23 protein-coding genes, 1 tRNA gene and 2 pseudogenes are annotated in these 26,132 nt (G+C 68.5%); 8 read left to right on the top strand and 18 right to left on the bottom strand.

What is annotated here, in order from left to right:
- Positions 1 to 7: 7 nt before the first annotated feature.
- The 6 genes and pseudogenes from AC37TH_RS04090 to AC37TH_RS04115 form a co-directional block, all read right to left on the bottom strand.
- Positions 8 to 1,759 carry a serine/threonine protein kinase gene (locus AC37TH_RS04090; protein ID WP_490763069.1) on the bottom strand — a complete coding sequence of 584 codons (1,752 nt, stop codon included), beginning with the start codon at positions 1,757 to 1,759 and terminating at the stop codon, positions 8 to 10.
- Positions 1,756 to 3,210 carry a peptidoglycan D,D-transpeptidase FtsI family protein gene (locus AC37TH_RS04095; RefSeq protein WP_490763070.1) on the bottom strand — a complete coding sequence of 485 codons (1,455 nt, stop codon included), beginning with the start codon at positions 3,208 to 3,210 and terminating at the stop codon, positions 1,756 to 1,758. The genes AC37TH_RS04090 and AC37TH_RS04095 overlap by 4 nt, the downstream gene beginning before the upstream one ends.
- The gene (locus AC37TH_RS04100) at positions 3,211 to 4,608 is read right to left on the bottom strand and encodes an FtsW/RodA/SpoVE family cell cycle protein (protein ID WP_490763071.1); all 1,398 of its coding nucleotides are present in this window, start codon (positions 4,606 to 4,608) and stop codon (positions 3,211 to 3,213) included. It lies immediately after the preceding gene.
- Positions 4,592 to 5,842, bottom strand: a complete 1,251-nt coding sequence (locus tag AC37TH_RS04105) for a PP2C family protein-serine/threonine phosphatase (RefSeq protein WP_490763072.1) — start codon at positions 5,840 to 5,842, stop codon at positions 4,592 to 4,594. The genes AC37TH_RS04100 and AC37TH_RS04105 overlap by 17 nt, the downstream gene beginning before the upstream one ends.
- Positions 5,843 to 5,844: 2 nt before the next feature.
- A pseudogene (locus AC37TH_RS04110) lies at positions 5,845 to 6,412 on the bottom strand (FHA domain-containing protein FhaB/FipA).
- Positions 6,409 to 7,155 (bottom strand): FHA domain-containing protein, encoded by a 747-nt coding sequence (locus AC37TH_RS04115; protein WP_490763073.1) that lies wholly within the window; start codon positions 7,153 to 7,155, stop codon positions 6,409 to 6,411. The pseudogene AC37TH_RS04110 and the gene AC37TH_RS04115 overlap by 4 nt, the downstream one beginning before the upstream one ends.
- A gap of 116 nt (positions 7,156 to 7,271) precedes the next feature.
- On the opposite strand from AC37TH_RS04115, the gene AC37TH_RS04120 reads away from it, so the two are divergent.
- Both AC37TH_RS04120 and AC37TH_RS04125 read left to right on the top strand, forming a co-directional pair.
- A tRNA-Leu gene (locus tag AC37TH_RS04120) sits at positions 7,272 to 7,355 on the top strand.
- 156 nt (positions 7,356 to 7,511) lie between these two features.
- Positions 7,512 to 7,772: a hypothetical protein gene (locus AC37TH_RS04125; protein ID WP_490763074.1), complete on the top strand. Its 261-nt coding sequence runs from the start codon at positions 7,512 to 7,514 to the stop codon at positions 7,770 to 7,772.
- Between the two features lie 58 nt (positions 7,773 to 7,830).
- Here AC37TH_RS04125 and AC37TH_RS04130 read toward each other — a convergent pair whose 3' ends face one another.
- From AC37TH_RS04130 to AC37TH_RS04145, 4 genes are all read right to left on the bottom strand, one after another.
- Positions 7,831 to 8,601 carry a hypothetical protein gene (locus AC37TH_RS04130; protein ID WP_490763075.1) on the bottom strand — a complete coding sequence of 257 codons (771 nt, stop codon included), beginning with the start codon at positions 8,599 to 8,601 and terminating at the stop codon, positions 7,831 to 7,833.
- 255 nt (positions 8,602 to 8,856) lie between these two features.
- A complete protein-coding gene (locus tag AC37TH_RS04135; protein WP_490763076.1) occupies positions 8,857 to 11,211 on the bottom strand; it encodes an FUSC family protein in 2,355 nt (784 codons plus the stop codon).
- On the bottom strand, positions 11,208 to 11,798 hold the full coding sequence (locus AC37TH_RS04140) for a helix-turn-helix transcriptional regulator (RefSeq protein WP_490763077.1): 591 nt from the start codon (positions 11,796 to 11,798) through the stop codon (positions 11,208 to 11,210). The genes AC37TH_RS04135 and AC37TH_RS04140 overlap by 4 nt, the downstream gene beginning before the upstream one ends.
- Complete coding sequence (locus AC37TH_RS04145) at positions 11,768 to 14,077, bottom strand: AAA family ATPase (protein ID WP_490763078.1); 2,310 nt, start codon at positions 14,075 to 14,077, stop codon at positions 11,768 to 11,770. Before AC37TH_RS04145 ends, AC37TH_RS04140 begins: the two co-directional genes overlap by 31 nt.
- A gap of 134 nt (positions 14,078 to 14,211) precedes the next feature.
- Here AC37TH_RS04145 and AC37TH_RS04150 point away from each other — a divergent pair, with 134 nt between their 5' ends.
- Positions 14,212 to 14,460, top strand: a complete 249-nt coding sequence (locus AC37TH_RS04150; protein ID WP_490763079.1) for an SCO4226 family nickel-binding protein — start codon at positions 14,212 to 14,214, stop codon at positions 14,458 to 14,460.
- 76 nt (positions 14,461 to 14,536) lie between these two features.
- The gene (locus AC37TH_RS04155) at positions 14,537 to 15,103 is read left to right on the top strand and encodes a hypothetical protein (protein ID WP_490763080.1); all 567 of its coding nucleotides are present in this window, start codon (positions 14,537 to 14,539) and stop codon (positions 15,101 to 15,103) included.
- On the opposite strand, the gene AC37TH_RS04160 is transcribed toward AC37TH_RS04155, so the two are convergent.
- Together AC37TH_RS04160 and AC37TH_RS04165 are read right to left on the bottom strand one after the other, a co-directional pair.
- The gene (locus tag AC37TH_RS04160) at positions 15,087 to 15,653 is read right to left on the bottom strand and encodes a dihydrofolate reductase family protein (protein ID WP_490763081.1); all 567 of its coding nucleotides are present in this window, start codon (positions 15,651 to 15,653) and stop codon (positions 15,087 to 15,089) included. The genes AC37TH_RS04155 and AC37TH_RS04160 overlap by 17 nt on opposite strands.
- 53 nt (positions 15,654 to 15,706) lie before the next feature.
- A complete protein-coding gene (locus tag AC37TH_RS04165; protein WP_490763082.1) occupies positions 15,707 to 15,949 on the bottom strand; it encodes a hypothetical protein in 243 nt (80 codons plus the stop codon).
- A 148-nt stretch (positions 15,950 to 16,097) separates the two neighbouring features.
- On the opposite strand from AC37TH_RS04165, the gene AC37TH_RS04170 reads away from it, so the two are divergent.
- On the top strand, positions 16,098 to 17,183 hold the full coding sequence (locus AC37TH_RS04170) for a hypothetical protein (RefSeq protein ID WP_490763083.1): 1,086 nt from the start codon (positions 16,098 to 16,100) through the stop codon (positions 17,181 to 17,183).
- A 30-nt stretch (positions 17,184 to 17,213) separates the two neighbouring features.
- On the opposite strand, the gene AC37TH_RS04175 is transcribed toward AC37TH_RS04170, so the two are convergent.
- From AC37TH_RS04175 to AC37TH_RS04195, 5 genes and pseudogenes are all read right to left on the bottom strand, one after another.
- Positions 17,214 to 17,489 carry a hypothetical protein gene (locus AC37TH_RS04175; protein ID WP_490763876.1) on the bottom strand — a complete coding sequence of 92 codons (276 nt, stop codon included), beginning with the start codon at positions 17,487 to 17,489 and terminating at the stop codon, positions 17,214 to 17,216.
- A gap of 59 nt (positions 17,490 to 17,548) precedes the next feature.
- A pseudogene (locus AC37TH_RS04180) lies at positions 17,549 to 18,187 on the bottom strand (glycoside hydrolase family 43 protein); the annotation flags it as partial.
- The gene (locus AC37TH_RS04185; RefSeq protein ID WP_490763084.1) at positions 18,184 to 19,086 is read right to left on the bottom strand and encodes a carbohydrate ABC transporter permease; all 903 of its coding nucleotides are present in this window, start codon (positions 19,084 to 19,086) and stop codon (positions 18,184 to 18,186) included. The pseudogene AC37TH_RS04180 and the gene AC37TH_RS04185, both read right to left, overlap by 4 nt.
- On the bottom strand, positions 19,083 to 20,063 hold the full coding sequence (locus AC37TH_RS04190; RefSeq protein WP_490763085.1) for a carbohydrate ABC transporter permease: 981 nt from the start codon (positions 20,061 to 20,063) through the stop codon (positions 19,083 to 19,085). The genes AC37TH_RS04185 and AC37TH_RS04190 overlap by 4 nt, the downstream gene beginning before the upstream one ends.
- Entirely contained in the window at positions 20,053 to 21,363 is a 1,311-nt protein-coding gene (locus AC37TH_RS04195; RefSeq protein WP_490763086.1) for an ABC transporter substrate-binding protein, read from the bottom strand. The genes AC37TH_RS04190 and AC37TH_RS04195 overlap by 11 nt, the downstream gene beginning before the upstream one ends.
- Positions 21,364 to 21,500: 137 nt before the next feature.
- Here AC37TH_RS04195 and AC37TH_RS04200 point away from each other — a divergent pair, with 137 nt between their 5' ends.
- Positions 21,501 to 22,529, top strand: a complete 1,029-nt coding sequence (locus AC37TH_RS04200) for a LacI family DNA-binding transcriptional regulator (RefSeq protein WP_490763087.1) — start codon at positions 21,501 to 21,503, stop codon at positions 22,527 to 22,529.
- 76 nt (positions 22,530 to 22,605) lie between these two features.
- Positions 22,606 to 24,432, top strand: a complete 1,827-nt coding sequence (locus AC37TH_RS04205; RefSeq protein ID WP_490763088.1) for a glycoside hydrolase family 2 protein — start codon at positions 22,606 to 22,608, stop codon at positions 24,430 to 24,432.
- A 52-nt stretch (positions 24,433 to 24,484) separates the two neighbouring features.
- Here AC37TH_RS04205 and AC37TH_RS04210 read toward each other — a convergent pair whose 3' ends face one another.
- Complete coding sequence (locus AC37TH_RS04210) at positions 24,485 to 25,378, bottom strand: SDR family oxidoreductase (protein ID WP_490763089.1); 894 nt, start codon at positions 25,376 to 25,378, stop codon at positions 24,485 to 24,487.
- 78 nt (positions 25,379 to 25,456) lie between these two features.
- Between AC37TH_RS04210 and AC37TH_RS04215 the strand changes: the two genes are divergently transcribed.
- On the top strand, positions 25,457 to 26,104 hold the full coding sequence (locus AC37TH_RS04215) for a TetR/AcrR family transcriptional regulator (RefSeq protein ID WP_490763090.1): 648 nt from the start codon (positions 25,457 to 25,459) through the stop codon (positions 26,102 to 26,104).
- Positions 26,105 to 26,132 lie beyond the last annotated feature (28 nt).

Genomic DNA, 26,132 nt, shown 5'->3' on the forward strand with positions numbered 1-26,132 from the left:
GGCCCCATCAACCGTTGGTGCCGCCTGTTCCTGTTCCCGTTCCCCCATTGTTGTTCCCCCCGGTTGTCGTGCCGCTCTTCACCACATACGAAACGGCAGGAGACTGTGCGGACTCGATCGACTCCCCGCAGAAGATCGTGTACGTCAGCTGGTACGTTCCCACCGCGTTCGGCGTCCAGGTCGTCGTGGCGGCGTTCACCGGCGTCTGCTGCTGTCCGTTGACGTACAGCGCGCGGCCGATCAGATTCTGCCCTGCCGGGCAGGTGGCCGAACCGAACGTGACCGTGACCTTGGGCATGTTGTTCGGGTCGAAGTTGTCCACCGAGCCAGGGTTGGCCGTGACCGTGTCCGTCGGCGTCGGGATCGGCGCGACCGGGCCGAAGACCTTGAGTGAGATCGTCGCGCCCTTCTGCACGGGGCCGGTCGGGTTCACCGAGTAAACGGTGTTGACCTGGGCCTGCTGGGTGGCAGCATTGCCCGTCTGCACGTCGGCGACCATCCCGAGCCCATCCAGCTTGGCGCGGGCGGCGTCGGCGGTCAGACCGTCGAAGTCGGCCTCGGAGATCTGCACGGTGTTGCTGGTCGGCGTGGGGCTCGGCGTCGAGGGCTTGGGGCTCGGCGGCTGGCTCGTCGTGCTCGGTGGCGCGGTGGTCGGAGCCGGTTTCGGCTGCGCCACCAGGGCGATGATCGTGCCGATGAGCACGAGGGCCAGCAGCGCGATCAGCGCGATCAGCGGCCAGGTCCACGGGCTGCGCTTCTTGGTCGTGGTCGACGGCTCGCCCTCCTGCACCTCGGTCTGCGTCGTCTGCGACGATGCGGAGGGCAGGATGGTCGTCGCCTCGGTGGCTCCGGCACCGGACGACGGCATCAGCATGGTGGTCGCAGCGCCAAGGGCCGCGCCGCCGAGGACGGCGGGCACGGACGCCGCCGCAGCCTGCACGTCGCCGCGGCGGAGAGCCTGCGCCGCGCGCGCGAGGTGCGCGGCGGATGCCGGGCGATCGGCCGGGTTCTTGGCGATGCACGCGAAGACCAGGTTGCGCACCGGCTCGGCGACCGTGGCGGGAAGCTCGGGCGGAGCCTCGTTGATCTGGGCCATCGCGATGGCGACCTGCGACTCGCCGGTGAACGGGCGCCGACCTGCGAGGCACTCGTACGCGACGATGCCGAGCGAGTAGATGTCGGTCGTCGGCGACGCCGGGTGACCGGACGCCTGTTCCGGCGAGAGGTACTGGACGGTGCCCATGACCTGACCGGTGGCGGTCAGCGGCACCTGGTCGGCGATGCGGGCGATACCGAAGTCGGTGATCTTGACGCGGCCGTCCGGAGTGATCAGCAGGTTGCCCGGCTTGATGTCGCGGTGCACCAGGCCGGCCGCGTGGGCGGCGTGCAGTGCGGCGGCCGTCTGGGCGACGATGTCGAGCGTCTTGTCAGTGCTGAGGACGTGCTCGCGCTCGAGGATGGTCGACAGGGCCTCGCCGGGGACGAGCTCCATCACCAGGAAGGCGCTGCCCTCCTCCTCGCCGTAGTCGAACACGTTGGCGATGCCCTCGTGGTTGACGAGCGCGGCGTGACGGGCCTCAGCGCGGAAGCGCTCGAGGAACCCGGGGTCGCCGAGGTATTCGTCCTTGAGGATCTTGATGGCGACGGTACGTCCGATCACGAGGTCTGTGGCTTGCCAGACCTCGCCCATGCCGCCGATCGCGATCCGCGACTGGAGCTCGTAACGTCCTCCGAAGGTGAGCCCTGCTGTGGGTCTCATTTATTCAGCACCGCCTCTAGAACTTTCTTCGCGATCGGAGCGGCGATGGAGTTACCCGTGCCGTTCTGACCTTGTCCACCGCCATTTTCAACAACAACCGCCACAGCGAACTGAGGATCATTCGCGGGAGCGAAACCTGTGAACCAGAGCGTGTAGGGGTCGTTGTCCCCGTTCTGCGCCGTTCCGGTCTTACCGCCGACCTCAACCCCGTCTATTCTTGCATTGCTCGCCACACCGTGATCGACGCCGTCGACCATCATCTGTTTGATCGTGTCGGCGTTGCCCTGGGTGAGAGCCTGGCTGAACTCCTTGGGCTGAAAGCTCTCCAAGGTCTGAAGATCCGCAGAACGGATCGAGTCGACGAGGTTCGGGGTCATCAGCTTGCCGCCGTTCGCGATCGCGGCAGACACCATCGCCATCTGCAGTGGGGTGGCCTTGTCGTTGTACTGGCCGAACGAACCGAGGGCGCGCTGCGCGTCGTCCGTGTAGAGCGGGTAGACGCTCTTCTCGACCGGGATCGGGATCTTGAACGACTGGTTGAAGCCGAACTTCTCGGCCTGTGCGTGGATGGTCTGCGGGTCCATCTGCATCCCGAGCTCGGCGAACGGGATGTTGCAGCTCAGGATCTGCGCGGTCGCGATCGACACGGTGGCGCCGGGGCCGCAAGTGGAGAAGTTGTCGTTCTTGACGACCGTGGGAGACCCGGGGAGAGGCAGCGACGAGAGGTTGGGGAGCTGGCTGTCCTTCGTGTACTTGCCGGAGCCGAACGCGGCCGAGCTCATCACCGGCTTGAAGGTGGAGCCGGGCGGGTTGAGGTTGCCGCCGATGGTGCGATTCGTCAGAGGGCTGCCGGCCGCATCCAGGAGGGCCTGGTAGTTGGTGTCGACGGTCTTGCCGTCATGACCGGCCAGCGTGTTCGGATCGAAGTCCGGCTTGGAGACCATCGCCAGGATGCGGCCGGTCTTCGGCTCCAGCAGCACGACAGCGCCCTGGTAGCTGCCCAGGGCGTCGTAGGCCGCCTGCTGCGCGACCGGGTCGATCGTGGTCTCGACGGAGGCTCCCTGCGGGTTCTTGCCGGTGAGGATCGCGTTGACGCGGTCGAAGAACTGCGAGTTCGACGATCCGCTGAGCTTGTCGTCGAGCGCGCCTTCGAGACCGGTCGGCTCGCCGTTCACCGGGAAGAAGCCGGTGACGGAGGAGTAGAGCGGCCCGTTGCTGTAGACGCGCTGGAACTTGTAGACGTCCGTCGACGGCACCGACTGCGCGACAGGTTGACCCGCGACGAGGATCGCACCCCGCTGCTGCGAGTAGCTGTCGTTCCTGGCCCGGCTGTTGCGGGCATCCGCGGTCAGCGCATCCGCCTGGAACACGGTGAGGATCGAGGTCGACACCAGGAGCGCAACGAACATCAGCAGCACGATCGTGCTGATCCTCTTGATCTCGCGATTCACTCAGCTCACCACCAGACGGGGTTGGTTGCGGACGGTGTCCGACAATCGCAGCAGCAGTGCGACGATGATCCAGTTGGCCACGAGCGACGAACCGCCCGCGGCGAGGAACGGCGTGGTCAGTCCGGTCAGAGGGATGACCCTGGTGACACCGCCGATCACGATGAAGCACTGCAGGGCGACCGTGAACGAGAGGCCGACCGCGAGCAGCTTGCCGAAATCGTCCTGCCCGGCGAAGCCGATCCGCAGGCCGCGCGCGACGAACAGCAGGTAGAGCGCGAAGATGGCGAACAGCCCGGCCAGACCGAGTTCCTCACCGATGCTGGCGATGATGTAGTCGCTCTGCGAAACGGGCGTGACCCACGGCTGGCCCTGGCCGAGACCGGTGCCGATCAGTCCGCCGTGCGCAAGGCCGAACAGGCCCTGGACGAGCTGGAAACTGCCGCCGTCCGCGTCGTAGACCTTTTGCGTGAACGGGTTGAGCCAGTTCTCGAAACGGTCGTGCACGTAGACGAGCACCTGGCTGGCGACCACGGCTCCGCCGACGATCAGCAGCAGACCGAGGATGACCCAGCTGATGCGCGCGGTCGCGACATAGAGCATGACGAGGAACAGGCCGAAGATCAGGAGACCGGTGCCGAGGTCGCGCTGGAACACGATGACGGCCATCGACATCAGCCAGACGATCAGGATGGGGCCGAGATCTCGGGCGCGCGGGAACCGCATCCCGAGGAACTTCTTGCCGACCATCGACAGGGAGTCGCGGTGCTGCACCAGGTAGCCGGCGAAGAAGATCGCCAGGCACAGCTTCGCGATCTCGCCGGGCTGGAAGCTGAACGGTCCGATGCCGATCCAGACGCGGGCGCCGTAGATCTCCTTGCCGATGCCGGGCAGCATCGGCAGGAGGAGAAGCAGCAGCGCAGCGAACCCGAAGATGTAGGTGTACCGCTGCAGGACGCGGTGGTTGCGGATGACGATGATCACTGCCAGGGCGCAGATGATCGCGATGGCGCTCCACACGATCTGGCGGACTCCGGCGCTGTCCCAGCCCGTGTCCTGGAAGTGGATGTCGATGCGGTAGATCTCGGCGATCCCGATGCCGTTGAGCACGGTCGCGATGGGCAGCAGGAACGGGTCGGCCTGCGGCGCGACGTAGCGGAGGGCGATGTGCATCCCGAACACCAGGACGGACAGCCCGACTCCGAGGTACAGCAGTGTGAGGTCGACATGACCGAGCGCGCCGAGCTGCACCAGCACGACCGCGGCGGCGTTGATGGCGCAGGCGACGATCAGCAGCGCCAGTTCCAGGTTGCGGAGTTTGGCTGGGAGGCGCAGTCGTTTGACCCTGCCGGTGGCCGGCGCGGTCTGGTCGAGCGTCGCAGCGTTACTGTTTGACGGCATCGGACAACTGATCCACGATCGCTTGCGCCGACGACAGGCTGTCGGCGTTGATGGTCTGCTCCACGAGTTGCTTGTCGTATTCGGGGAGGGTGTCGACGCTCACACTGGACTCCTCGTAGACGTGCGAGAGGGAGATCGGCCCGAGGTTCTGCTGCACGCCCTGGAAGATGGCGACGTTGCCGGACGGGGAGGCACCCACGAAATACCTCGACTGCGTCCACTGGTAGCCGAACAGTGCTGCGAGGGCGATGGCCAGGACGAGCACGATGACGCCGACGAGCCAGGTGATCCGTCGTCGGCGGACGCGCCGCTGATCCTCCTCGATGAGCTCGTCGAGGTAGTCCTCTGACTGCGGCTCGAAGTGTGTCGGGCCTGTCGCCGGGCGCATGGGGTGCAGACGTAGCGACGGGAGGCGCGTGGTGCGCGTGGTCGGTTTGGCCTCGGTGTCGAACGAGAGCGGGGCGGCGGCCGATCCGACCGTCACCGGATCTTTCATAGTCTCGCCGCGGGCGGTGTCCGCGATGTCGAGGATGACCACGGTGACGTTGTCCGGGGCACCGGCGTCGAGACTCTGGCGCACCAGCTTCTCAGCGACCTGCCTCGGCGCATCCCGGGAGGAGAGCGCGGCGAGCATGTCGTCGTACTTGACCACGCCGCTCAGGCCGTCCGAGCAGATCAGCCAGCGGTCGCCCGGCTGCGTGTCGAGCGTCCACGTGTCGATCTCGGGCGAGGCGTCCACATCGCCGAGCACGCGCATCAACACGGAGCGGCGAGGATGGACCATCGCCTCCTCCTCGGTGATGCGGCCGCTGTCGACGAGGCGCTGCACGAAGGTGTGGTCGATGGAGACCTGCTTGAGCTCCCCGTCGCGGAACAGGTAGATGCGCGAGTCGCCGATGTGGGCGAGAGCGATCTGGTCACCCACCCGGACGATGGCGCTCACGGTGGTGCCCATGCCGGTGAGCTCCGGATGCTCGAACACCGTCTCTGCGAGCAGCGAGTTGGCGGCGATCAGCGCGGACTGCAGGGCGAACTCCGCTTCGCCGGCCGTCGCATACTCGCGGTCGGCCTCGCGGATGCGGTTGACGGCGATCGCGGACGCGACGTCGCCGCCCGCGTGGCCGCCCATCCCGTCGGCGACGACGAACAGGTCGCGCCCGGCATAGCCGGAGTCCTGGTTGTTGGCGCGGATCTTCCCGACGTGTGAGACGGCCGCTGCCCGGTTCGGCGCCACGTCTACCGTCGCAGCTCGAACGTCGTCGTACCGATCTTGATCGGGGTGTCGAGCGGGATCTGGGTGGGGACGGTGACACGCCGACCGTCGAGGAAGGTGCCGTTGGTCGAGTCGAGGTCTTGGATCATCCACTCGTCGTTCCACAGCAGCAGGCGCGCGTGGTGGGTGGAGGTGTAGTCGTCGCGGATCACCAAGCCGGATTCGCTGGACCGGCCGATCGTGATCGGATCGCGGCCGAAGGGGGAGCTCGGTGCCCTGGCGGGGACCGGAGGTGATGACGAGGCGCGCGGCGGACTGCGTCGTGGCCTTCGGGCGTCCGGTGGCGGTGTTCGCGCCCGACGGGAGGTTGGAGACCGGTGCGGTCTGCATCGGCGGCTTGCCTGCCGCGGGGGCCGGGGCGCCCGGAGCGGCGACGAACGGGGAGGCAGCGGCCTGAGGTTCTGGAAGTTTGCGGACCCGCTGTCCGAACAGGTCGGTGCGCAGCGCGTAGACGATGCCGAACACGAACAGCCACAGAAGAAGGAGGAACCCGAAACGGAGCACGAGGAGCGTCAGCTCACTGGGGTTCACGATTCGCTCCAGAAATTGCCGATGTCGTTGCGGCGCGTGACATCGTCTGCGTAACCCTGACCGGCGGACGGGGCTGGCGCCGCTTGCGGCAGCACTCGGAACACAATACGGGTGCGACCGATGGTGATGACGGATTCCGGCTCCAGAATCGCCTTCCGCACCGGCTGACCGTTGAGCTGCGAGCCGTTCGTGGAGCCGAGATCCTGCACTTGTGCGCGCTGGCCGTCCCAGATGATCTGCACGTGCTTGCGCGAGATCCCGGTGTCATCGACCGTGATGTCGGCGTCGCTGCCCCGGCCGATCACCGTGGTGGAATGAGTGATCGGATACCGCTTGCCGCCGATGTCTAGCACGGGCGTCCACGCGACGGCGCCCTTGACGTTCTCCGACTCCACCTGCAGCATCCCCTCGGTGATCGAGGAGTCCTCGACGAGGTCGATGGAGATGCCGCCGGCGAACTGATAGTGCTGGGCGGTGGCATGCTTCTGCACGAACGAGACGAGCTCGTCGGTGAGCGCCGCGCCCATTCCGCGCATCCGCTTGTAGTCGGCAGGCGACATGCGCAAAGCGAACCGGTTGGGCGCCAGGATGCGGTCCCGTGTGACCACGGCCGCCTTGGTGTCCAGCTCCCGCCTCAAGGCGCTTGTGAGCTCGACCGGTTGCAGCCCCGACCGAAAGGTCTTCGCGAATGCGCCATTGACAGCACGTTCGAGACCTCTCTCGAAGTTGTCCAGTATGCCCACAGGTCTCCCGCTCCCGGCTCGCCGACTATGAGCATGTTAGTCGGAACGGGTGGGAAGGCACCGAAGGGTCGCTGATTCGAATTGGGTGCACAGGTCGTGTTAGTCTCTCCTAGTTCGCGCGAGTGGCGGAATTGGCAGACGCGCTGGCTTCAGGTGCCAGTGCTCGAAAGGGCGTGGGGGTTCAAGTCCCCCCTCGCGCACGAACGGGTTGGTTGCAGCTCCAGACAGGAATGTCCGGAGGTCTCAGCCCGAGCGAACGAAGAGAAGGCCCCCGGGTGACCGGGGGCCTTCTCTGTTGTGCGCGCCACCCGACGAGGCGGCGGCCGGGGAAATGACCTTGGGGGTATCGTCCGGGGATGGGTGCCAATCGAACCACGCCGACCCTCGGTCGCCGATTCGTCGGCGCCCCACGCATCTGGGTCGGCGTCGCCTATCTCGGCGTCGGGCTGGGGTGGATCCTGCTCGCGCTCAACGACGGCCCGAGCGACGGGTGGCGGTGGGTGTTCGGGGCGCTCTGGCTCCTGCTCGGAGGGATCACACTGGTCATCGCCGTGCGGGATAAGGCGCATGGACGTGGGCACTACAAGAAACCGGAACCGCCGTCAGACTTCTCCTGAACGCCGTCGCGGAGATGGATGGCCGCGCCAGGGAGCTGAGGCGGCGCGGGTCTGTCGGTCAGTTCGGCGGGAGAAGGTCCGTCGGTGGTGCGGGAGGCTGTGCGTACTTCGACACGTAGGGGAAAGGCGGTTGACCGGGCTGAGGGAATTGCTGTTCAGGGTGCGGCGGCGCATATCCAGAGGGCACCAGCGGCACGCGTGGCTTTCGCGGCTCGAACGCTCGGACGATGAGTGGGATGACAGCGAGAACCACGGCGACCAGCGCCATGGCCCCGGAGGACCGCCACCACCAGTCCGGCCACTGCGGCTGCGGAAAGGACGCCGGAATGGCGAGGAAGAGTGCGCACAGCCAGCCGAAGACGAGAGAGACGCTCGCCGAGACCCTGGTGATGGGGGAGCGCGCCCTGGTGACGAAGTGAAGACCGTAAAGCTGCGTGGCCAGCAGAACCGAGCGCACGAGAAGGATGACGCCGATGAGTCGGAGCCACTGTTCGGACCACACGACAGCATCTGCGGTGTTCGCCGGCTGAAGCCAGCCGTTCCAGATCTTGAAGAGCCCGACCAAGACGATTAGAACGTTCGCGATGACCGACGCGGGGAGGTACCACCGGTTCGGTCCGTCGGAGTATGTCGCATCGAGCACGACAGCGCCCGCGAACGCGGCCATGAGAATCAGCGTCAGCCAGGCGCGCCCGGCGGCTGCGGCCTGATCACCGACGATGATGAAGTACCCACCGAGCAACGCGGCGGCGACGAGAGTTCCGATGGCCAGCCAGAGCGCCATCGTCCTCGCCCGCGAAGGCCCCTGAGACGGCGGTGTGGTCGTCATCGTCCGTCCCACCGACTGCGCGCGGCCTGTCCCGATGGGGTGGCGACGACCATCCGCCGAGGGGCGTGAATTCCAGGCACGCCCATCGCTGTGGGCAAGGACTCAATGTGGTGCATAGGTCCGAGCATACTGATAAAACAATGAGAAATTTAATACTTGTTGTTAGCAACGCAGAACGTCAACTAAGAAGTTGTCTGGGTTGGCGCGTCAATTTGAAGAACTGGAAGGGTTCACGAGCGAGAACGACGCGTCGTACTAGGCCGGATGGTCGGTCATGAGCTGCGCGGCTGCGCTCGCGTCATCCTGGACCACGATGAGCGCCTGCAGCCGGCGCACCACATCCAGGTAGTCGGCGGTCCAGATGATGCGGACGACGGTCGGCGCCCCGATGGATGCGTCGTTCTCGTCGCGGGAGACGGCGGCGGCGAGGCGCGCATCCAGTTCCGGGTCGGGCGGGAGCGGCGCGGGGGGCGCTGCTCGGCTGAGGAGGTCGCGGCCGAGGTCGCCGTACCAGCGGTTCAGCCGGGCTGCCTGCAGCGCCAGGGTGTCTTTGGCTCCGTCGAGGTCGCCGAGCACCTGGTGCTGCTCCCTCCAGATGTCGACGATCGAGTCGCCGGCCAGGCGCACGCCTGCCACCCCGGTGACTAGGGCCGTCACCTGCGAGAGGGGGCGGCTCTTGCTTCCGCGTTCGGCCAGGTAGGTGCGGAACGTGTCGTCGAGCCTGCGCGAGGATGCGGCTGCGCGCGTGGCGTGCGCGGCCGGACGGTGGGTGTCGCCGGCGGCGGTGTCACAGCGCGCCAACCCGTATGCAACGGCCGCTTCGAGGTAGCGGAGCCCGTCACCGTATGCTTCGGCCAGCGCCTGGCGCAGCGCGGCGGACGCTCCCCGCGGCCAGAACAGCAGGCCGACCACGAGGCTGACCCCGCAGCCGAGCGCGATGTCCTCGATGCGGAGCAGCCCGACCGTCCACCCGGTCGGCGCGATGATGTTGAAGAGCAGCACGAGCGTGATCGTGAAGGCCGCCTGCCCTGCCGCGAAGCCGATCGCGGCCGGGGCGATGCCCGCCAGCAGGATCGCGAACGGCAGGAGCACCCACAACGCCACCGTGTTGGTGCCGATCGCGAGCAGCAGCACCGCTCCGACGATCACGCCGAGCGACGTACCGAGCACCCCGCGCAGAGCGGTCTGACCGGTGCTCAGCGCGTTCGAGCGCAGGACGGAGAGCGTGCCGAGCACGACCCAGAACGAGTGCTGGACACCAGTAATGTCCGCCAGCAGCACCGCGATCCCGAGGGCGGCGGCGCCCCTGATGCTGTTCCTCAGCCACACGGAATGCCAGGTGAAGTAGCCGGTCGCCCTCTCCTCGGCTGCCGCGAGCGGGCTCGGCACATCCCCTGGCTGCCTGCCGAGAAGCCGCTGCCACCAGGTGCGGCGCTCCGCCCTGGCCGTGAGGGCGATGTTGCGCGCCGCCTGCTCGACGGCGTGACTGAGCTCCTGCGCGCGGAAGCCGGGGTCGAGCGCGGAGACGAGGCCGCCGGCGGCTCCCGGCGCCGCGCCGGACTGCGCGGACGTTTCGGCCGAGTCGCCACTCCCTGGGAAGGCGGGAACAGCCATCGCCGCCGAGTAGACGGACGTCCGAGCCTCCGACAGACGGCGGAGTGCCGCCTCCAGGGGTTCGGGATCGCCGCCGGTCTGTGCGAGGAGGTCGGCACCCGCATCCAGTGCGGCGGCTGCGGCGAGCTTGGCCTGCAGGGCTGCCTCCCGCACCGGCGACGGCGGGGTCGAGCCGAGCGGAGGCGTGAGCACGGACTGGGAGATCTGCACGTTCAGCCAGGTGAGCTCGTCGACCAGCCGGACGATGGTGCGTGCGGAGGTGCTGAGCCCAGTCGGGCGGTACGGGGAAGAGAGGAAGACGGTGTGCAGTGCGGCGACGGCGGTGTCCGCGCCGGAGACGGCCGTGTTCCTCTCTTTCTTCAGTTCCGGGTCGCCGTTGCCGTGGAGGTAGGCGACGTCGGCGCGGAGCCGGGCGGCGAGAGCGCGGGCGGCTGAGGCGGCAGGCGCTCGCAGCGGTTCGCGCACCGGAGCCGGCCACAGCACCGCGATCGCCGCGAAACCCACCACAGCGGCGAGCCCCCAGCCGAGCAGGCGCGGCAGGATGGACTCGACCGTGCCAGGCAGCGTCACCGGCAGGATGAACGCCAACAGCAGGGATGTGCTCGCCGATGCCAGCACCGAGCTCACCGTCCCGGCGAACAGCACGGCGAAGGCGACCGCCGCCATCGCGGCGACGGCCAGCCAGACCGGCGACGAGGTCAGCGTTCCGAGACAGACGAGCACGGCGCCGGTGACCGCCAGCCAGAGCTGGGCCTGAAGCCGTTCCCGTATCGGGCCGGCGAAGTCGACCAGCATCAGCATGGCGAACGACCCGAACGCCGCGAACGTCGCCACCTGTGCGTCGCGGACCACCACGCTTCCGAACGCGAACAGGAGAGGCATGACGATCGCGGTGCGGGTGGCGCGGCGCAACGCGGCGTAGCCGGGATCGTGCTTGGCGAACCACGACAGGACCCGTCGGCGCGCCGCGTGCGGAACGCCCGCTACGGCGGTCACGGGTGCACCCGTCCGTGGGCGTCGCCGACGACCCAGGCGGCGATCTCCGCACGGCGGGAGGCCCCGAGTTTGAGCAGGATGTGCTCGATGTGGGTCGCGACGGTCTTCGGCGCGATGTGGAGCGTTTCGCCGATCGCGCGGTTCGTCGCCCCCGTCGCGACGAGGCGGGCGACCTCGTGTTCGCGTGCGCTCAGCACGGTCGGTTCGACACCGGCCGCGAGGCGCGCGGAGAGCTCGTCGGCGTCCGCGACGAGCGCGGTACCTCCCGATGCCACGGCCAGCTCCTTTGCCCGCGCTCCGAGTGCAGCGGCTTCGGTGGGGGTGCGGGTGCGTCGCGCGCACTCGGCGGTGTCGAGCAGCGCGGACGTTCCCTCCCACCAGCGACCGAGCCCCGACCATCCAGCGGTCGCCTCGTTCAGACGCTCCTTGGCGACGGTCGGGTGCCGTTTGGCGATGGCGAGCAGACCCTCGGCGTGCGCGACGGCGTGCTCCGTGCCGGGGATGCGTCTAGCGTTCACCAGTGCACGTGTCTCGTCGAGCCACCGCCGCGCGGAGGTCACGTCGCCGGCGGCGAGGTGCGCGCGCATCCCTGTGACGACGAACGGGAACAGGTAGGCGGCGTCCCCGATGCGGCGCGACTCGTCCAGCGCCCGGCCGCAGAGCGCCACGGCCGACTCGGAGTCCCCTGTCCGCACCGCGATCTCGGCGAGGCCCCAGAGGGCGGGGAGAGGCGTTGAAGTTCGCGCATCCGCTCGCCGATCGCGGCAGCCGCCGACAGGAGTTCGCGGGCCTGAGCCGGCTCGTCGCGGGCCAGGGCGACGTAACCGAGCACGTGCAGCGCGGTCACCTCGGTCGTGATGCCGCCCCGTCCGTCCGCGCGCGCACGGGTGGCGCGGTCGTGCGCCGCTGCCAACTTGCCGGTCGCCCACTCGACATGGGCGAGATGCGCTTCGAGATAGTGCACGTCGTTCCAGCGTTCGATCCTGGTCGCGTACGCGATGCCGTCCCGGAGCCAGTCGCGGCCACGATGGTACTGGAGCAGCACGGAAGCCGACGAGCCGAGCATCCGGTATGCGCGCGCCGCTGCCGCCTCCCATCCGCCGGCCGCCGCCTCCTCCGCTGCGGACTCCAGCAGCTCCCAGCCTGGTTCCCCGTCGCCGGCGAACACCATCACCGAGCCGCGGGTCACATCGACGGCGATGCGCTCCTCGACGTCGTCCGCGAGCAGGGCGCGCGCTTCGGTGGCGAACCGGAGGGAGGCGTCGAGGCGGCGGTCCAGCATGGCCGCGGCGGCGAGGGCGGCCAGGAGCCGGCCGCGCACCCGGTCGACCTCTGCGGGCGGCGCGGCTGACGCATCCACCTGGTGGAGTGCATCGGTCAACGCGGCTGCCCTGTCGTCGTATCCGACTCCGAGCAGGTGGCGGGCGGCGACCAGCGGCGCGACAAGAGCGGCGGCCGCGAGCGGATTCCCCGCGTCCTGGAGGAGCTCGATCGCCCTCCGGTACTCCCGCTCGGCGTCCTCGTTCGCGTCGGCGGCCGCGAGCTCGGCGCCCAGCCGCCTGTGCAGCTCGGCGCGATCGAGGGTGGGCGTGCCGGACGGCACCGTGCGCTCGGCGCGACGGTAGAGGCCGACGGCCTCCCGGTGTGCGGAGAGGGCGGAGGCGCGGTCGGCCGCCCGTCGGGCACGAAGGTACGCTTCGTCGGCGAGGCCGGCGCGCTCGCAGTGGACGGACAGCACTGCGTCCGACAGACCGGGCATTCCGGCGACCACACGTGCGTGCAGCGACCGGCGACGGGAGGCGTGCAGGGAGCCGTAGACGGCGTCGCGGATCAGGGCGTGCCGGAAATCGAACGTGGGGGCGCCCGCTGCGTTCGGCCCGGCAGGGTTCTGGTCGGCCGTGGTGACGATGAAGTGGTGTGTCAGGAGTTCGTCGATGGCAGTCTCCAGCGGCACGGAGATGTCGCGCTCGTCGCCGAGGACCGTCAGCAGCGCCGCGCGGTCGAACTTCCGGCCGAGCACAGCCGCCGCCGCGACCGCGTCCCGTGCCGCCTCGCTGAGCGTGTCGATGCGGGAGAGCACCGCGTCACCGACCGTCTCCGGCACGGTTCCCACACCGACCGCGACCAGCTCCTCGATGTGCAACGGAATGCCGTCCGCTGCCTCGTGCAGCCGCTCCGCCTCGTCGGCCGACGGTTCGGCGCCGGTGATCGAGGCGAGCATCCGGCGGGTTCCGTCGATGTCCAGCCGGGAGAGCAGCACCTCCTCCGCCTGCCGGTGCGCGAGCAGCTCGAGTCGCCAGGTAGTGAACCCGCGGTGCGCGACCGGCTCCTCCGAGCGATACGTGCCGACGATCATCGACGGCAGCTCGCGCAGCGCCGGCGCGATCCTGTGCAGGACGTCGAGGCTGAGCTGGTCGGCCCAGTGCAGGTCTTCCAGCCGCAGCAGCAACGGTGTCCCGAGCGCCCCGGAGAGAGCATCCGCGAGTTCGGCGACCAGGAGACGGCGGTGCCCGGCCGAGCCGTCGCCGACTCCCGCGGCAAGAACGAGTTCGCGCACCCGGTCGGCCGACCCGGTGTCGCCGGCCCGGCGAAGACCGGTCGCGATCCCCAGCAGAAGCAGCCCAGGAGTGTCCCTGTCGTCGGCGAACACCTCGGCGTGCACGATCCTGCCCCCAGCAGCTTCGGCCACCTCGTCGAGCAGCCGCGACTTGCCGATCCCGGCCTCTCCACCGAACAACAGCAGCCCGCCGTGCCCGCCTGCAGCTTCGTCGCGGCGGCGCAGCGCAAGTGCCATCGCGTCCTCACGCCCGACGAACAGCGGACAGACCCTGGCCGCGCCACCCGGCGTCCGGGACCCAGCGTGCATGGCGGCAGTGTATCCCCGAACGCGCCGCTGCGGACCGGGATCGGCAGAATGACCGATGCCATCGCTGAGGAGGGCGACGAGACTCAGAGCAACAGCGCAACCACACCGGATGCGCACGAACGAGGGAGCGGATCATGGCCACATTCATCGACGTTCACGACGGGTTCGTCGGCGTCACACGGGACCAGCTGGCCGAAGCGCACGACGCCGACGCGGCGATCGAAGCGGAAGAGGGCGTGCACATCGAACGCGCCTGGCTCGACCCGGTCAGCGGCAAGGTGTTCTGCCTCTCCACCGGGCCGTCGAAGGAGGCGCTGATGCGCATCCACGAGCGGGCGGGACACCCGACGGATCAGGTGTACGAGGTGAGCGTGCAGGTGTGAAGGGGCGAATTCAGTAACTTTGACGAGACCGTCTGACCGCGCGCCCACCCCGTTCGCCGACGCTTAGACTCGTGCTGTGCCCGACGACATCCCGGTTCTGAGCGAGGCTCTGTTCGAGACGTTCGGGAGCGGAAGCTGGGCTTTTCTGCCGGCGACCACGCCCGAGGCGCTCGCCACAGCACTGGATGCGCGCATCGTCGACGACCGGTTTCGCCTGGCCGAGAACCCCGGCCTCGGAGACGGACCCGGACTGCTCGTCCTCACCGCCCCCGTCAACGGCTGGGTCATGCTGCTCGGCGCCAGCGAGACGGTCGGTGCGGCAGCCGTCATCCTGAGTGACGGCATCGGAGTGTTCCAGGCGATGATCGACATACGCCTTCCGGCGATGAGCTGGTCGCATCTCGAAGGGGGAGCGCCGACGCGCACGGTCTCCGTGGAACTCGGAGACGACGGCGATCTGGTCACGAGGACCAGTGGCGATCCGTTGCCGTTCGAGGCTGAGAGCCTCGTCCTCCCGACGTCTCCGCTCGGGTTCGATCCGTTCTTCTACCCGATGGCGATCCTCGCGCAGCACGGCGTCACGCTGGGGGTGCTCGCCGAGGCCCTGCGACGGCCGAGCGTCACCCTCACGCTGGCCGGCTGACCCGGTAGCGCAGGAAGACGGCGCCGTTGGCGAACCGGCGCTGGTCCAGCAGCTCCAGTCCGAGCACCAGCCCGAGTGGCAGCGCAGGTGTCCCTCCGCCGACCGCGACGGGCACGAGGACGAGACGCACCTCGTCGACGAGACCGGCGCGCAGCGCCTCCGCCGCGATGGTCGGGCCGCCGATGCCCACGTCGCCGGGGGCCGCTGCGACGAGCGCTCCGACCGCATCCGGATCGAAGGTGCGCTGGATGCTCGTGCGCGGGGTCGTCGCCTCGGGGAGCGTCGACGAGAAGACGACCTTGTCGGCCTTCCGCCAGATCGACGCGAAGTCGGCGACGACAGGGGACTCAGCAGGGTCGTCGCCGAACGTCTGCCAGACCCGCATGGTCTCGTACATCCGCCGGCCGTAGAGGTAGGTGGAGGTGTCGCGTTCCTGGTCGTTGACGAACGCGTGCACCTCCTCATCGGGTGCGGCCCAGTCGAACCCGCCGCTGGTGTCAGCGGTGTATCCGTCGAGCGAGGCGATGGCTGAATAGAGGAGACGTGGCATCGGTGGTACCTCCCGCACCCGACTCTAAGCAGTCGGGCGTGGATGCGCCAGACTCAGCCCACCTGCGGGAACAGCGACCCCAGCAGGCGGAGCTCGCCCCCGAAGAACACCGGCACGACGATGTCGAGCAGAACGGTGATCCCGAAGGCGAGCGCCACCGCGCCGGCCGCGATGACGACGAGCGCAGAGAACAACCGGAGATAGGCGTTCTCAGCGATGGAGGCGAGCATCCCCCGAGCTCGCCTGACCTGCGGAACCGCACCCGTGTACGGGAGTCGATGGTTCAGCGTCGTCATGGTGTTCCCCCTTTATCGGCCGACCACTCCAGTCAACCGGGGAGCGCGGCGCGCGGCATCAACCGTGGGTCGCGGCCGGGTCATCCGCCGGTATGATTCCCGGGCGGGGATGATCGGCCGGAATGCTCGGCCAGGGGGAGAGATTTCGGTGGCGAAGGCGCGTAGATCGCTGTGGATCGTGGTGGTGGCCGTCGGAACGGCCCTGGCGCTCGGGGTGGGGATCACCGCCCTCGTGCTCGTGATCAACGCGAGAGCAGCCTCCACTCCGGAGGCGTTGGTGTCGGCCTACCTCGGCGACGTCAAGCGCGGTGACGTCGAAGCGGCGACGAAGCTCGAAGGGCGCAAGCACCGCGCGGAGGACGTGCTGCTCACCAACGCCGCCTACCGAGGCGCGAAGGACAGGGTGACGGCGTACCGCATCCTGGGCGTGCGGACGCAGGGGACGGACGCCACGGTCACGGCGGAGATCACCGGTGGCGGCACGACCAGCAAGCGCGACTTCACGGTCGGCCGCGCCGCATGGACTCCGGCGTCGCTGGTCGGCGTGGTGGGCTGGAAGCTGGCGCCCGTGACACTCGGGACGATCACGCTGACGATCGGCGCGCCCGGCAGGGTGGATGCGACCATCGCGGGAGTCCCGCTCGGCTGGAAGGGCGCCGTTCTCCACCTCAACGCCTTCCCCGGCACATACCCGCTGACCGCCGACAGCGGCAACGACTGGTTCACGATCGCGGGAGCGAAGGCCTCGGTCGCCGGGTTCGCCGACGACGTGCAACTGCAGGATGCGGCCGTACTGACCCCGAAAGGTCTCGACTCCGCCCGTGCGTCGGCCCAGGCCTGGCTCGACCAGTGCGCCGCCTCCCCGGAGGCCCAGCCGCCCGGATGCTCGTTCGGCCTCACCAGCGGAGCCGACCCTGGCGAGGTGTGGACCAACGCCGCCTGGACGGTCGAGACCCGTCCGGACCTCACGGTCGGCCCCTGGGACTTCGGCTGCCACCTGCCCGACCAGGCCGCTGTGAGCGCCGGGGGCTGCTGGCCGGTGAAGACGTCGACACTGGGTTCCGTGACCTTCCGCGCCGACGTGTCGGTCCCGGCGACGGGCGAATCGGGCACGATCACGTCGTCGGCGCCGATCGGGGCGAAGATCGCGGGTTCCGTCTCATCCTTCGGGGATACGGGAGCGGTGTTCCAGTCGGTCACGTGGGGACCGGGAACGCCGAGCACGGGGAGCTGACCGGCGGTCGAGAGTCGCGGGGCAGCGGCGTCAGCCGAGCCGCGGGGTCGCTCCGTCCCAGGTGAGCTTCCGCACGATCATTCCGCGGTAGGCGTACGAGTCGTCCCAGCTGTGGAGGACCAGCCAGTCCTGACCGTGGAAGGTGACGACGTTCTGGCCTCCAGGGCCGTGGAGCGTGCCGCCGGACGATGCCGAGGTGAGGAACGGCTTCTCCTGCGACGTGAACGGCTGTGCGAGCGACGGCGAGGTGGCCGTGCCGATCGCATAGTCGTCCCCTCCGTAGTCGTTGGCGGAGAAGAACAGCACGTAGACCCCGCCCGCTTCACCAGATCCGGCGCCTCGACCAGCGCACCCTCCCACGGCCTGTCCTGCTTCAGCAGCTTCACGGGAGGACCGGTGAGGCTGAGGCCGTCCTTCGACAGCGGAGCCGTCTCGATCCAGGTGTCGAGATTGCAGCAGTTCCCGTCTGTCTTCCAGAGCAGGTGGAGCCTGCCGTCGTCGTCGCGGAACGTCGCGGCGTCGATCGCGCCACCTGCATTCACTGGGCACACCAGGGAGGTGTCGGAGGCCGGGGCGAACGGGCCTCCTGGCGTTGCCGAGGTGGCCGTGCCGATGCACTGGCGACCGGATGCGGCATCCTGGGCGGTCAGATACATCACGAACGCGCCGGGAGACACCTCGGCGACCTCGGGAGCCCAGGTGCGTCCTGGCTGAGCCCAGCCGGGGAGTGCCGTGAGCGCATCGGTCTGCGAGACCTTCCAATCGGTCATGTTCGTGGAGGTCGCGGAGCGCACCAGGAATCCGGGGGTGTTCGTGGCGAAGGCGTACGCCGTGCCGTCGTGCACGAGCACGTCTGGGTCGGCGAAGTCCTGGTCGATGGCGAAGCGGGGGCCGGCGCTCGAGGAGCCGGGGGCCGTCGTCCGTGGCGCGTCCGTGCCGGCCGCGCACCCGGTCAGCCCTGCCAGAACGACGGTCGCCGCCGCGACGACGGCGACCGTCCTCATCCCTTCACTCCCGAGCTGGCGACGCTGTCGACGATGTGGCGCTGTGCGATGGAGAACAGGATCAGCACCGGGATCGATGCGAACACCGCGCCGGCCATCACGATGGCGAAGTGCGTCGAGTACGCTCCCTGCAACTGAGCGAGTCCTGGCTGCAGGGTGAGGTTCTCCGGGCTGAGCAGCACGTACACCGGCCAGAGGAAGTCGTTCCAGTTCGCGAGGAAGCTCAGCACGGCGAGAGTGGCGAGCGCCGGGCGGGCGAGCGGGACGACGATCTGCAGGAAGATGCGGAAGTCGCCGGCTCCGTCGATGCGCGCGGCCTCTTCGATCTCCACGGGCAGGCCGATGAAGAACTGCCGGAGGAAGAACACGCCGAACGCGCTCGCGGCGCCGGGGATCGAGATGGCCCAGATGGTGTCGAGCCAGCCGAGGTTCTGCACGATCAGATAGTTCGGGATGAGGAAGATCACCGGAGGAACGAGCAGTGTGGCGATGATCGCACCGAAGACGATCTTCTTGCCCCAGAACTCGAGGCGCGCCAGCGCGTACGCCGCAGCCGAGGCCGTGACCAGAATGATCGCCGTTTGCAGGGTCGCCGCGAGCAGGCTGTTGAGGAACCAGCGGAAGATCGGCTGCTGACCGCTCGACAGCGTGACGTACGCGTCGATCGACCACGGCGTCGGGAACACCGAGAACGGGTTCTGGATGGCGTCGCTGTCCGTCTTGAACGAGGTGAGCACGATCCACACCAGCGGGAGGACGATCAGAAGCGTGACCAGCGAGAGCACGACGTAGAGGACGACCTGCCCGGCGGTGCGGCGAGGCGACGTCCGTCGCGGGGGACGGGCGAGCCGGCGCTCCTCCCCGTCGGTGGTCGGTTTCTGCGAGGTGACGGCGGTCATCGTGGCGCCCTTTCCGTCCGCTCCCGCTGCAGGCGGAAGTTGACGATGCTGATGATCGCGAGGAACACGAAGAGCACGTAGCTCATCGCGGATGCTGCGGCCATGTTGTTCTGCGAGAGGCCCTGGTCGGAGATGTACATGATCGCCGTCCGGGTCTGGTTGCCCGGGCCGCCCTTGGTGAGGATGTACGACTGCCCGAACATGTTGGCCGAGGCGAGGATCGTCACGGTGACGACGAAGGTCATGACCTGCCGCAGACCGGGGAGCGTGACGCTGAAGAACTTCCGGAAGGGACCGGCTCCATCGAGGGCCGCCGCTTCATAGAGGTCGTTGTTGATGCCTTTGAGCCCGGCCAGGATGATGACGGTGTTGAAACCGAGCGTCCACCACACGGTCACGCCGACGAGGGAGACCCAGACCCACGGCACGTTGACGGTCCAGGGGATGTCGGAGGGGAGGCCGAGCATCCCGAGCACGTGGTTGACGATGCCGGACTGCGTGTCGAGCAGGTACTTCCAGATGACGCCGATCACCGCGACGCCGAGCACGTACGGCGCGAAGAACACGGCGCGGAAGACGGTGCCGCCACGGATCTTGCGGTTGAGGAGCTGAGCGATCAGCAGCGGGATGACCAGCAGGAACGGGACGCTGGCGACGGTGAAGATGCCGGTGGCGCCCATCGACTGCCAGAAGTCGCCCGAGGTCGCCGAGTCCGGGGTGAACAGGTCGATGTAGTTCTTGAGCCCGATGAACTGCTGGCTGTCGCGGAACGGGCTCCAGTTGGTCAGGCTGATCCAGAGCCCGAAGATGGCCGGGCCGGCCACGAAGACGAGGAAGAGGACGAGGAACGGCGCGAGGAACAGGTAGGCCGTCTTCGTACGGCGCGGAGCAGCAAGGTTAGAGCTGCGCCGGGCGCGCCGAGGCGGCACCACGGCGTTACGCCGCGATGCCGCCTCTACTGCGAGTTCATTCGCCATAGGTCTGCTTGTTCTGTTTCAGCAGGGTGTTGGCCTTGTCGACGGCGTCGTCGAGAGCCTGCTTCGGCGACTTCTTGCCGGTGACGGCCTCGTTCACCGCCGTGGTGACCGTCGCGGTGACGGAGGTGATGCCGGGAGCGGAGGTCTCGTAGTGCGCGTACGGGAGCTCATCGAGGAACGGCTTGAGGTTCGGGTACTTCTGGACGAGCGCAGGGGAGTTGCGGACGCTGTTGCTCGCCGGCAGTTCACCGGTGTCCGGCCAGCTTGCCGAATTGTCGTTCATCCACTTGACGAACGTGGCGGCCGCAGCCGTCTTGTTCTTGTCCTGGCCCTTGTTGTTGAGGAACATCCAGTGGGTGGAGGACGACCACACGGCCTTCTCTGTGCCGATCTGGGGCACGGCGACAGCGGTCCAGTCGAGCTTGTCGAACGCCGTGTTCGTGGTCTGCCAGACGCCGTTCCAGTTGAAGGCGGTCTTGCCGGCGATCAGGGCGTTGATGTTGCCGTCCTGGGCGACGTTCGCCGGGCTGTAACCCTGTTTGATGAGGTCGACCATGTGGGTCAACGCCTGAACACCGGCGTCGGAGTTGAAGGTGGCCTTCGTGACGTCGCTGTTGAAGAGGTCCCCGCCGTATTGCCAGAGCAGCGACTGGAACTCGAACGTTCCGGTGAAGACGTAGCCGTCGACCCACTCGCCCTGCACGCCGGCCGTCTTGAGCTTGGCCAGCGCATCCATGTATGAGGCCTTGTCGGCCGGGATGGTCGCCGGGTCGACGCCCGCCTGCTTGAGCACCGCCTTGTTCACGTAGAGACCGAGCGGGGTGACGCTCCACGGGATGCCGTACTGCGCTCCCTTGTATTCGCCCGCCTTCATGAGGCCTTCGGGGAAGTCGCTGGCGCTGTACCCGAGGGACTTCACGATCGAGTCGCTCTTGAGCAGCAGCCCCTGAGCGGCATAGGTGGCGACGTCGTCGCCGTGCGCGACTGCGACGTCCGGGCCCTTTCCGGCCTTGACCGCGAGCGGCATCTTCTTGGCGAGGTCGGCCCATTCCATCGGGACGTTCTTCACGACGATGTTCTTGTGCTCGGAGTTGAACTTGTCGACGAGCTTGGGGACGAGGACGGGTGCTGCCCCGCCTGTCCAGCCGTTCCAGAACGTGATGCTGACATTCGGGCCGGAGTAGTCGCCGGACGCCACCTCGCCCCCGGAACCGCTGGAGCCGCCGCACGCGGTGAGTGCGAGCCCGAGGCCGACGGTCACCGCTGCGGCCAGGATCCGCACGGCAGATCGCTTCTTCATGTGATTTCTCTCCCTTGAGTGACAGGCACGAGTGCGCGGGCGAACCGCGCTCCTCCGAAATTACAGCGCTAGAAATTTGCTGTCAAGCGGTGGACAATAGCTGATTCCGGGTAGTCGACCCGCAAAGTAGAGTTCTCATGACGAGAGGAGGCGCCGTGGCCGGTGCGCGCTTGCAGGACGTGGCGGAACTGGCCGGGGTGTCGATGAAGACCGTCTCGAACGTCGTCCACGACTACCCCCACGTCAGCGACCGGATGCGCGAACGCGTGCAGAAGGCGATCGACGAGCTCGGCTACCGACCCAATCTGCTCGGCCGCAGGCTCGCCACTGGGCGCACCGGGCTGATCGCGCTGGCGTTCGCCGACGTCACTCTGCCGTACTTCGCCGAGCTGGCCCGCCGCGTCTCCGACGTGGCGGAGGAGCAGGGTTACCGCGTGCTGCTTGAGCAGACCGACTCCACGATCGAGGGGGAGCGCGCCGCGGTCTCCGGCATCGAGGCTGGGATGGTCGACGGCATCATCTTCCAGCCGAGCGTGATGAGCTCGGCCGAGCTGGCGCAGACCAGGAGCTCGCTGCCGATGGTCATCCTCGGCGAGGGCGCGGCACCGCTCAGCATCGACCGTGTGATGATCGACAACGTGGCGGCCGCCCGCGAGGCCACGACGCACCTGCTCGGCCTCGGGCGCCGTCGCATCGCCTTCGCCGGTCACGAGCCGGAACGCCTCTCGCGCACGTCGGAACTGCGCATCGCCGGGTATCAGGCGGCGCTCGAGGCTGCCGGCGTCACCCCCGACCCCGGGCTGCTCATCGCGAGCACGGCGATCTCGCCGGTGGACGGCGCCGCGGCGATCGGTGCGGCACTGGATGCCGGCCTGCAGTTCGACGCGATCATGTGCCGCGACGACCTCGCCGCCATCGGCGCCCTGCGCGCGCTGCAGGAACGCGGCCTGCGTGTGCCGGCCGACGTGGCGATCTCCGGCTGGGACAACACGCTGATGACGTCGGTCACGTTCCCCAGCATCACGACCATCGCGCCGGATCTCACCGCGCTGGCGACGCGGGCGATCACCATGCTCTGCGAACGGATCGACGGGCTGGCCTCGATGGGCAGGCATGAGTTGGTCGGCTATCGGCTTGTCGCGCGCGAGAGCGCCCCCGCCCTCTGAGCGGCTTGACCGACGCGAGCGACGCGATCGGAATTGCTGTTTTACAGCGCTGCATTTCTAGTGCACGATAGTGAGCATGACTTTCCCCGCTGCAAGCACGCTCGACGGAACATACCCGCGCCCCCAGTTGGTGCGCGAGCAGTGGTGCGATCTGGGTGGCACCTGGGCGTTCGCGTACGACGACGCCGACGCGGGCGAGGCGCAGGGCTGGTATGCGGACGACGAGGCGGCGCGGTTCGACCGCGAGGTCGTGGTGCCGTTCCCGCCGGAGTCGCCGGCGTCGGGCATTGGGGACACCGGATTCCACCCGGTGGTCTGGTATCGCCGCAGCATCGGCGCAGCCGAGCTCGAGACGATCGGCGCCGGAGGAGACGCCCCGCGCGTGATCCTCCACTTCGGGGCCGTGGACTACCGCGCCCGCGTGTGGGTCGGCGGCCGGTACGCCGGCGAACACGAGGGCGGCGGGTCGCCGTTCTCCTTCGACGTGACGGACCTGATCGCCGCGGGCAGCGCATCCGGTGCTGCGTCAGAGGTCTCGGTGGTGGTTCGGGCAGAAGACGACCCGGCCGACCTCTCGCAGCCGCGAGGCAAACAGGACTGGCACCGCGAGCCGCACTCGATCTGGTACCACCGCACCACCGGCATCTGGCAGCCCGTGTGGGTCGAGGCGGTGCCGGAGGTGGCGATCGAGCGCATCCACTGGACCCCCGATCTGGTGTCCGGCACGGTGGATGCGCGCGTCCGGCTCAACCGGCCAGCCCGTGACGGCGAGACGCTCGCCATCGCGTTGACCGCGAACGGGCGGGCGCTCGGCTCTGTGACGGTGCCCGCCGTCGGCCGCACGGTCGAGGCGACAGTGCCGCTGCCGCAGCAGCGAAACGGGCAGGCGTACGAAGAACTGCTCTGGTCTCCGGAGCATCCGCGGCTGGTGGATGCGGTGGTAACGCTCGGCGCCGATAGCGTCCGCTCCTACCTCGGGCTGCGTTCCGCGGCGGTCGCGGCCGGGCGTTTCCTGCTGAACGACCGGCCATACTATGTGCGCTCGGTGCTCAACCAGGGCTACTGGCCGGAGTCGCATCTCGCGGCTCCGTCGGTCGATGGATTGCGCGCGGAAGCGCAGCTCATCAAAGATCTCGGCTTCAATGCGGCGCGGCTGCACCAGAAGTATGAGGACCCGCGCTTCCTGTTCTACGCCGACACGCTCGGCCTGCTGATCTGGGGCGAGTCGCCTGCCGCCTATGAGTTCACGCCGACGGCGATCACGCGCACCACCCGGGAGTGGGCCGACATCGTCGACCGCGACTATTCCCATCCCTCCATCGTCACCTGGGTGCCGACGAACGAGAGCTGGGGTGTGCAGCACCTCGCGCACGATGGCAGGATGCGCGACTACGCCGCAGCGCTCGTCTCGCTCACCAAGGCGCTCGACCCCACCCGCCCGGTGATCTCGAACGACGGCTGGGAGCACGTCGACTCCGACATTCTCTCCGTACACGACTACGAGGCATCCGGCGAGGTCGTCCAGGCACGGTATGGCACTCCGGAAGCGGTCGACCGCCTGTTCGACAGCCTCGGCCCGGCCGGCCGCCGGATGCTCGTCCGCGGCGAACGCGACCGGCGGGCTCCAGTGATGCTGACGGAGTTCGGCGGGGTCTCGTTCGTGGACCGCGCACACGAGGTGGACGGCGCGTGGGGCTACTCGGCCGCATCCGGCCCGGAGGACTTCGCCGACCGGGTCGGCGCTCTGCTCGAGGCGACGCTGGCCAGCCCGGTGCTGGCCGGCTTCTGCTACACGCAACTCGCCGACACCGGCCAGGAGACCAACGGCCTGGTGACCGACGACCGCCGCCCCAAGATCGCGATCGAGCGCATCAGGGAGATGGTGCGCGGGAAGCGCGCCTGACGGCGGGTCCCCGCGTCTGGCGCCGTTCCGTCTCGGTCAGTCGGGCGGGCGGTCAGGCCGGCAGCGAGGTGCCGGTCAGCTCGCCGGCGAGCGACCACAGCCGCTGTGGGACGCCATCGCGACGCGCGCTGCGCGGAAGCCGCGAGACGCGTTTGGTGGGCCCGACGAGGCCGAGACGCGACGGTCCGTAGTATGCGCCCTGCACGGCCGATGGGTCGGCCGCGGCGAACAGGAGCGGTTCCGCCCCCTGCTCGACGCCCTGCGACGGGAGGATCGTGCGCTTCACCGGCGGGCGGTTCCCGCCGTCGAGGTTGCGGCCGGCGGTCTGCAGGTTGGTGCGCGTGTACCCGGGATGGGCGGAGGTGCTCAGCAACGCCCATCCACGGGTCGTCGCGATCGAGGCGAGTTCGGTCGCGAAGAGGAGGTCGGCCAGCTTGGACTGCGCGTACGCACGGCTCGCGGAGTAGCGGTGCGTCCACTGCGGGTCGTCGAAGTGGATGCGCCCGAAGTCGGCCGTTCCGCTCGACATGGTGGCGACCCGCGGCGACGGCGACTCCATCAGAGTGGGGAGGAGCAGCATCGTGAGCGCGAACGGGCCGAGGAAGTTGGTGCCGAACTGCAACTCGAAGCCGTCGGTCGTCGTGAGACGGGACGGCGGGATCATCACGCCGGCATTGTTGACGAGCGTGTCGACACGTCCCAGTTCGGAGGCGAACCTCCGCACGCTGGCCAGGTCGGCCAGGTCGAGCGCGCGAACCTCGAGACGCGCGTCCGGGACGGCGGCGAGGATCTCGGCGCGTGCGTCGGCGCCCTTCGAGACGGTGCGGACGGCGAGGACGACCTCTGCTCCCGCTGCGGCGAGGCGCTTGGCGGACTCCTTGCCCGTGCCGCTGTTGGCGCCGGTCACGACGATGCGGCGTCCGGTCTGGTCGGGAACGGTGTACATGGACTCTCCTCGAACGGATAATAGACTGATGGTCTGTTGGAAACATAACAGACTGGTGGTCTTTAAGCGAGGGGTGTGATGCCGGTGACCTTCTCCCGGGCACGCAACGACGAGCAGCGTGCGACGCGAGCCGCCGCCATCCTGTCGACGGCGGACGCCATGCTGCGCGAGATGCGCGTCTCCGACCTCACGCTCAACGAGCTCGCTCGTCGCGTCGGGCTGGCCAAGTCGAACGTCCTCCGCTACTTCAGCTCGCGCGAAGCAGTGCTGCTCCAGCTGCTCGACCGCGAGACGCGCGCCTGGCTCGACGACGTGGAGGCGCGACTGGACGGTGGACGGGAGCCGGAGGCGATCGCCGCGGCGATCGCATCCAGTGCCGCCGCACGCCCGGTCTTCTGCGACCTCACCGCGAGCTCGGCCGGCGTACTGGAACGCAACGTCTCTGCCGACGTGGCGACGGACTACAAGCGTGCGTCACTGGAGACGAGTGATCGGCTCGCCAGGCTCGCCGGATTCGACGGGCTCGAATCGCCCGCCGGGCTGCTCGTGGTCGGCGCGACGATGCTGTCCATCGGGGGCGTCTGGTCGACCTCGCAGCCGACCGAGGGGATGCGCGCCGCCTACGCCGCGCATCCCGAATTCCGGCCGTTCAGGGTCGAGTTCGAGACGGCGGTGCGTGAGCTGGTTGCGACGACGCTCGCCGGAGTGCGGGCGCGCGGTCTCTGAACCGGCCGGTGTGACGCCCGCCGGAGGT

This window comes from Leifsonia sp. McL0627 (assembly GCF_058244615.1).

What these genes read in the sequence shown, in the direction of transcription:
- AC37TH_RS04165 (WP_490763082.1), bottom strand. Translation starts at nt 15,949, where the DNA reads ATGACGACGCTGAACCATCGACTCCCGTACACGGGTGCGGTTCCGCAG.
- AC37TH_RS04090 (WP_490763069.1), bottom strand. Translation starts at nt 1,759, where the DNA reads ATGAGACCCACAGCAGGGCTCACCTTCGGAGGACGTTACGAGCTCCAG.
- AC37TH_RS04205 (WP_490763088.1), top strand. Translation starts at nt 22,606, where the DNA reads ATGACTTTCCCCGCTGCAAGCACGCTCGACGGAACATACCCGCGCCCC.
- AC37TH_RS04160 (WP_490763081.1), bottom strand. Translation starts at nt 15,653, where the DNA reads ATGCCACGTCTCCTCTATTCAGCCATCGCCTCGCTCGACGGATACACC.
- AC37TH_RS04145 (WP_490763078.1), bottom strand. Translation starts at nt 14,077, where the DNA reads ATGCACGCTGGGTCCCGGACGCCGGGTGGCGCGGCCAGGGTCTGTCCG.
- AC37TH_RS04185 (WP_490763084.1), bottom strand. Translation starts at nt 19,086, where the DNA reads ATGACCGCCGTCACCTCGCAGAAACCGACCACCGACGGGGAGGAGCGC.
- AC37TH_RS04125 (WP_490763074.1), top strand. Translation starts at nt 7,512, where the DNA reads ATGGGTGCCAATCGAACCACGCCGACCCTCGGTCGCCGATTCGTCGGC.
- AC37TH_RS04140 (WP_490763077.1), bottom strand. Translation starts at nt 11,798, where the DNA reads ATGCGCGCGCACCTCGCCGCCGGCGACGTGACCTCCGCGCGGCGGTGG.
- AC37TH_RS04190 (WP_490763085.1), bottom strand. Translation starts at nt 20,063, where the DNA reads ATGGCGAATGAACTCGCAGTAGAGGCGGCATCGCGGCGTAACGCCGTG.
- AC37TH_RS04130 (WP_490763075.1), bottom strand. Translation starts at nt 8,601, where the DNA reads ATGACGACCACACCGCCGTCTCAGGGGCCTTCGCGGGCGAGGACGATG.
- AC37TH_RS04210 (WP_490763089.1), bottom strand. Translation starts at nt 25,378, where the DNA reads ATGTACACCGTTCCCGACCAGACCGGACGCCGCATCGTCGTGACCGGC.
- AC37TH_RS04200 (WP_490763087.1), top strand. Translation starts at nt 21,501, where the DNA reads ATGACGAGAGGAGGCGCCGTGGCCGGTGCGCGCTTGCAGGACGTGGCG.
- AC37TH_RS04100 (WP_490763071.1), bottom strand. Translation starts at nt 4,608, where the DNA reads ATGCCGTCAAACAGTAACGCTGCGACGCTCGACCAGACCGCGCCGGCC.
- AC37TH_RS04195 (WP_490763086.1), bottom strand. Translation starts at nt 21,363, where the DNA reads ATGAAGAAGCGATCTGCCGTGCGGATCCTGGCCGCAGCGGTGACCGTC.
- AC37TH_RS04215 (WP_490763090.1), top strand. Translation starts at nt 25,457, where the DNA reads ATGCCGGTGACCTTCTCCCGGGCACGCAACGACGAGCAGCGTGCGACG.
- AC37TH_RS04150 (WP_490763079.1), top strand. Translation starts at nt 14,212, where the DNA reads ATGGCCACATTCATCGACGTTCACGACGGGTTCGTCGGCGTCACACGG.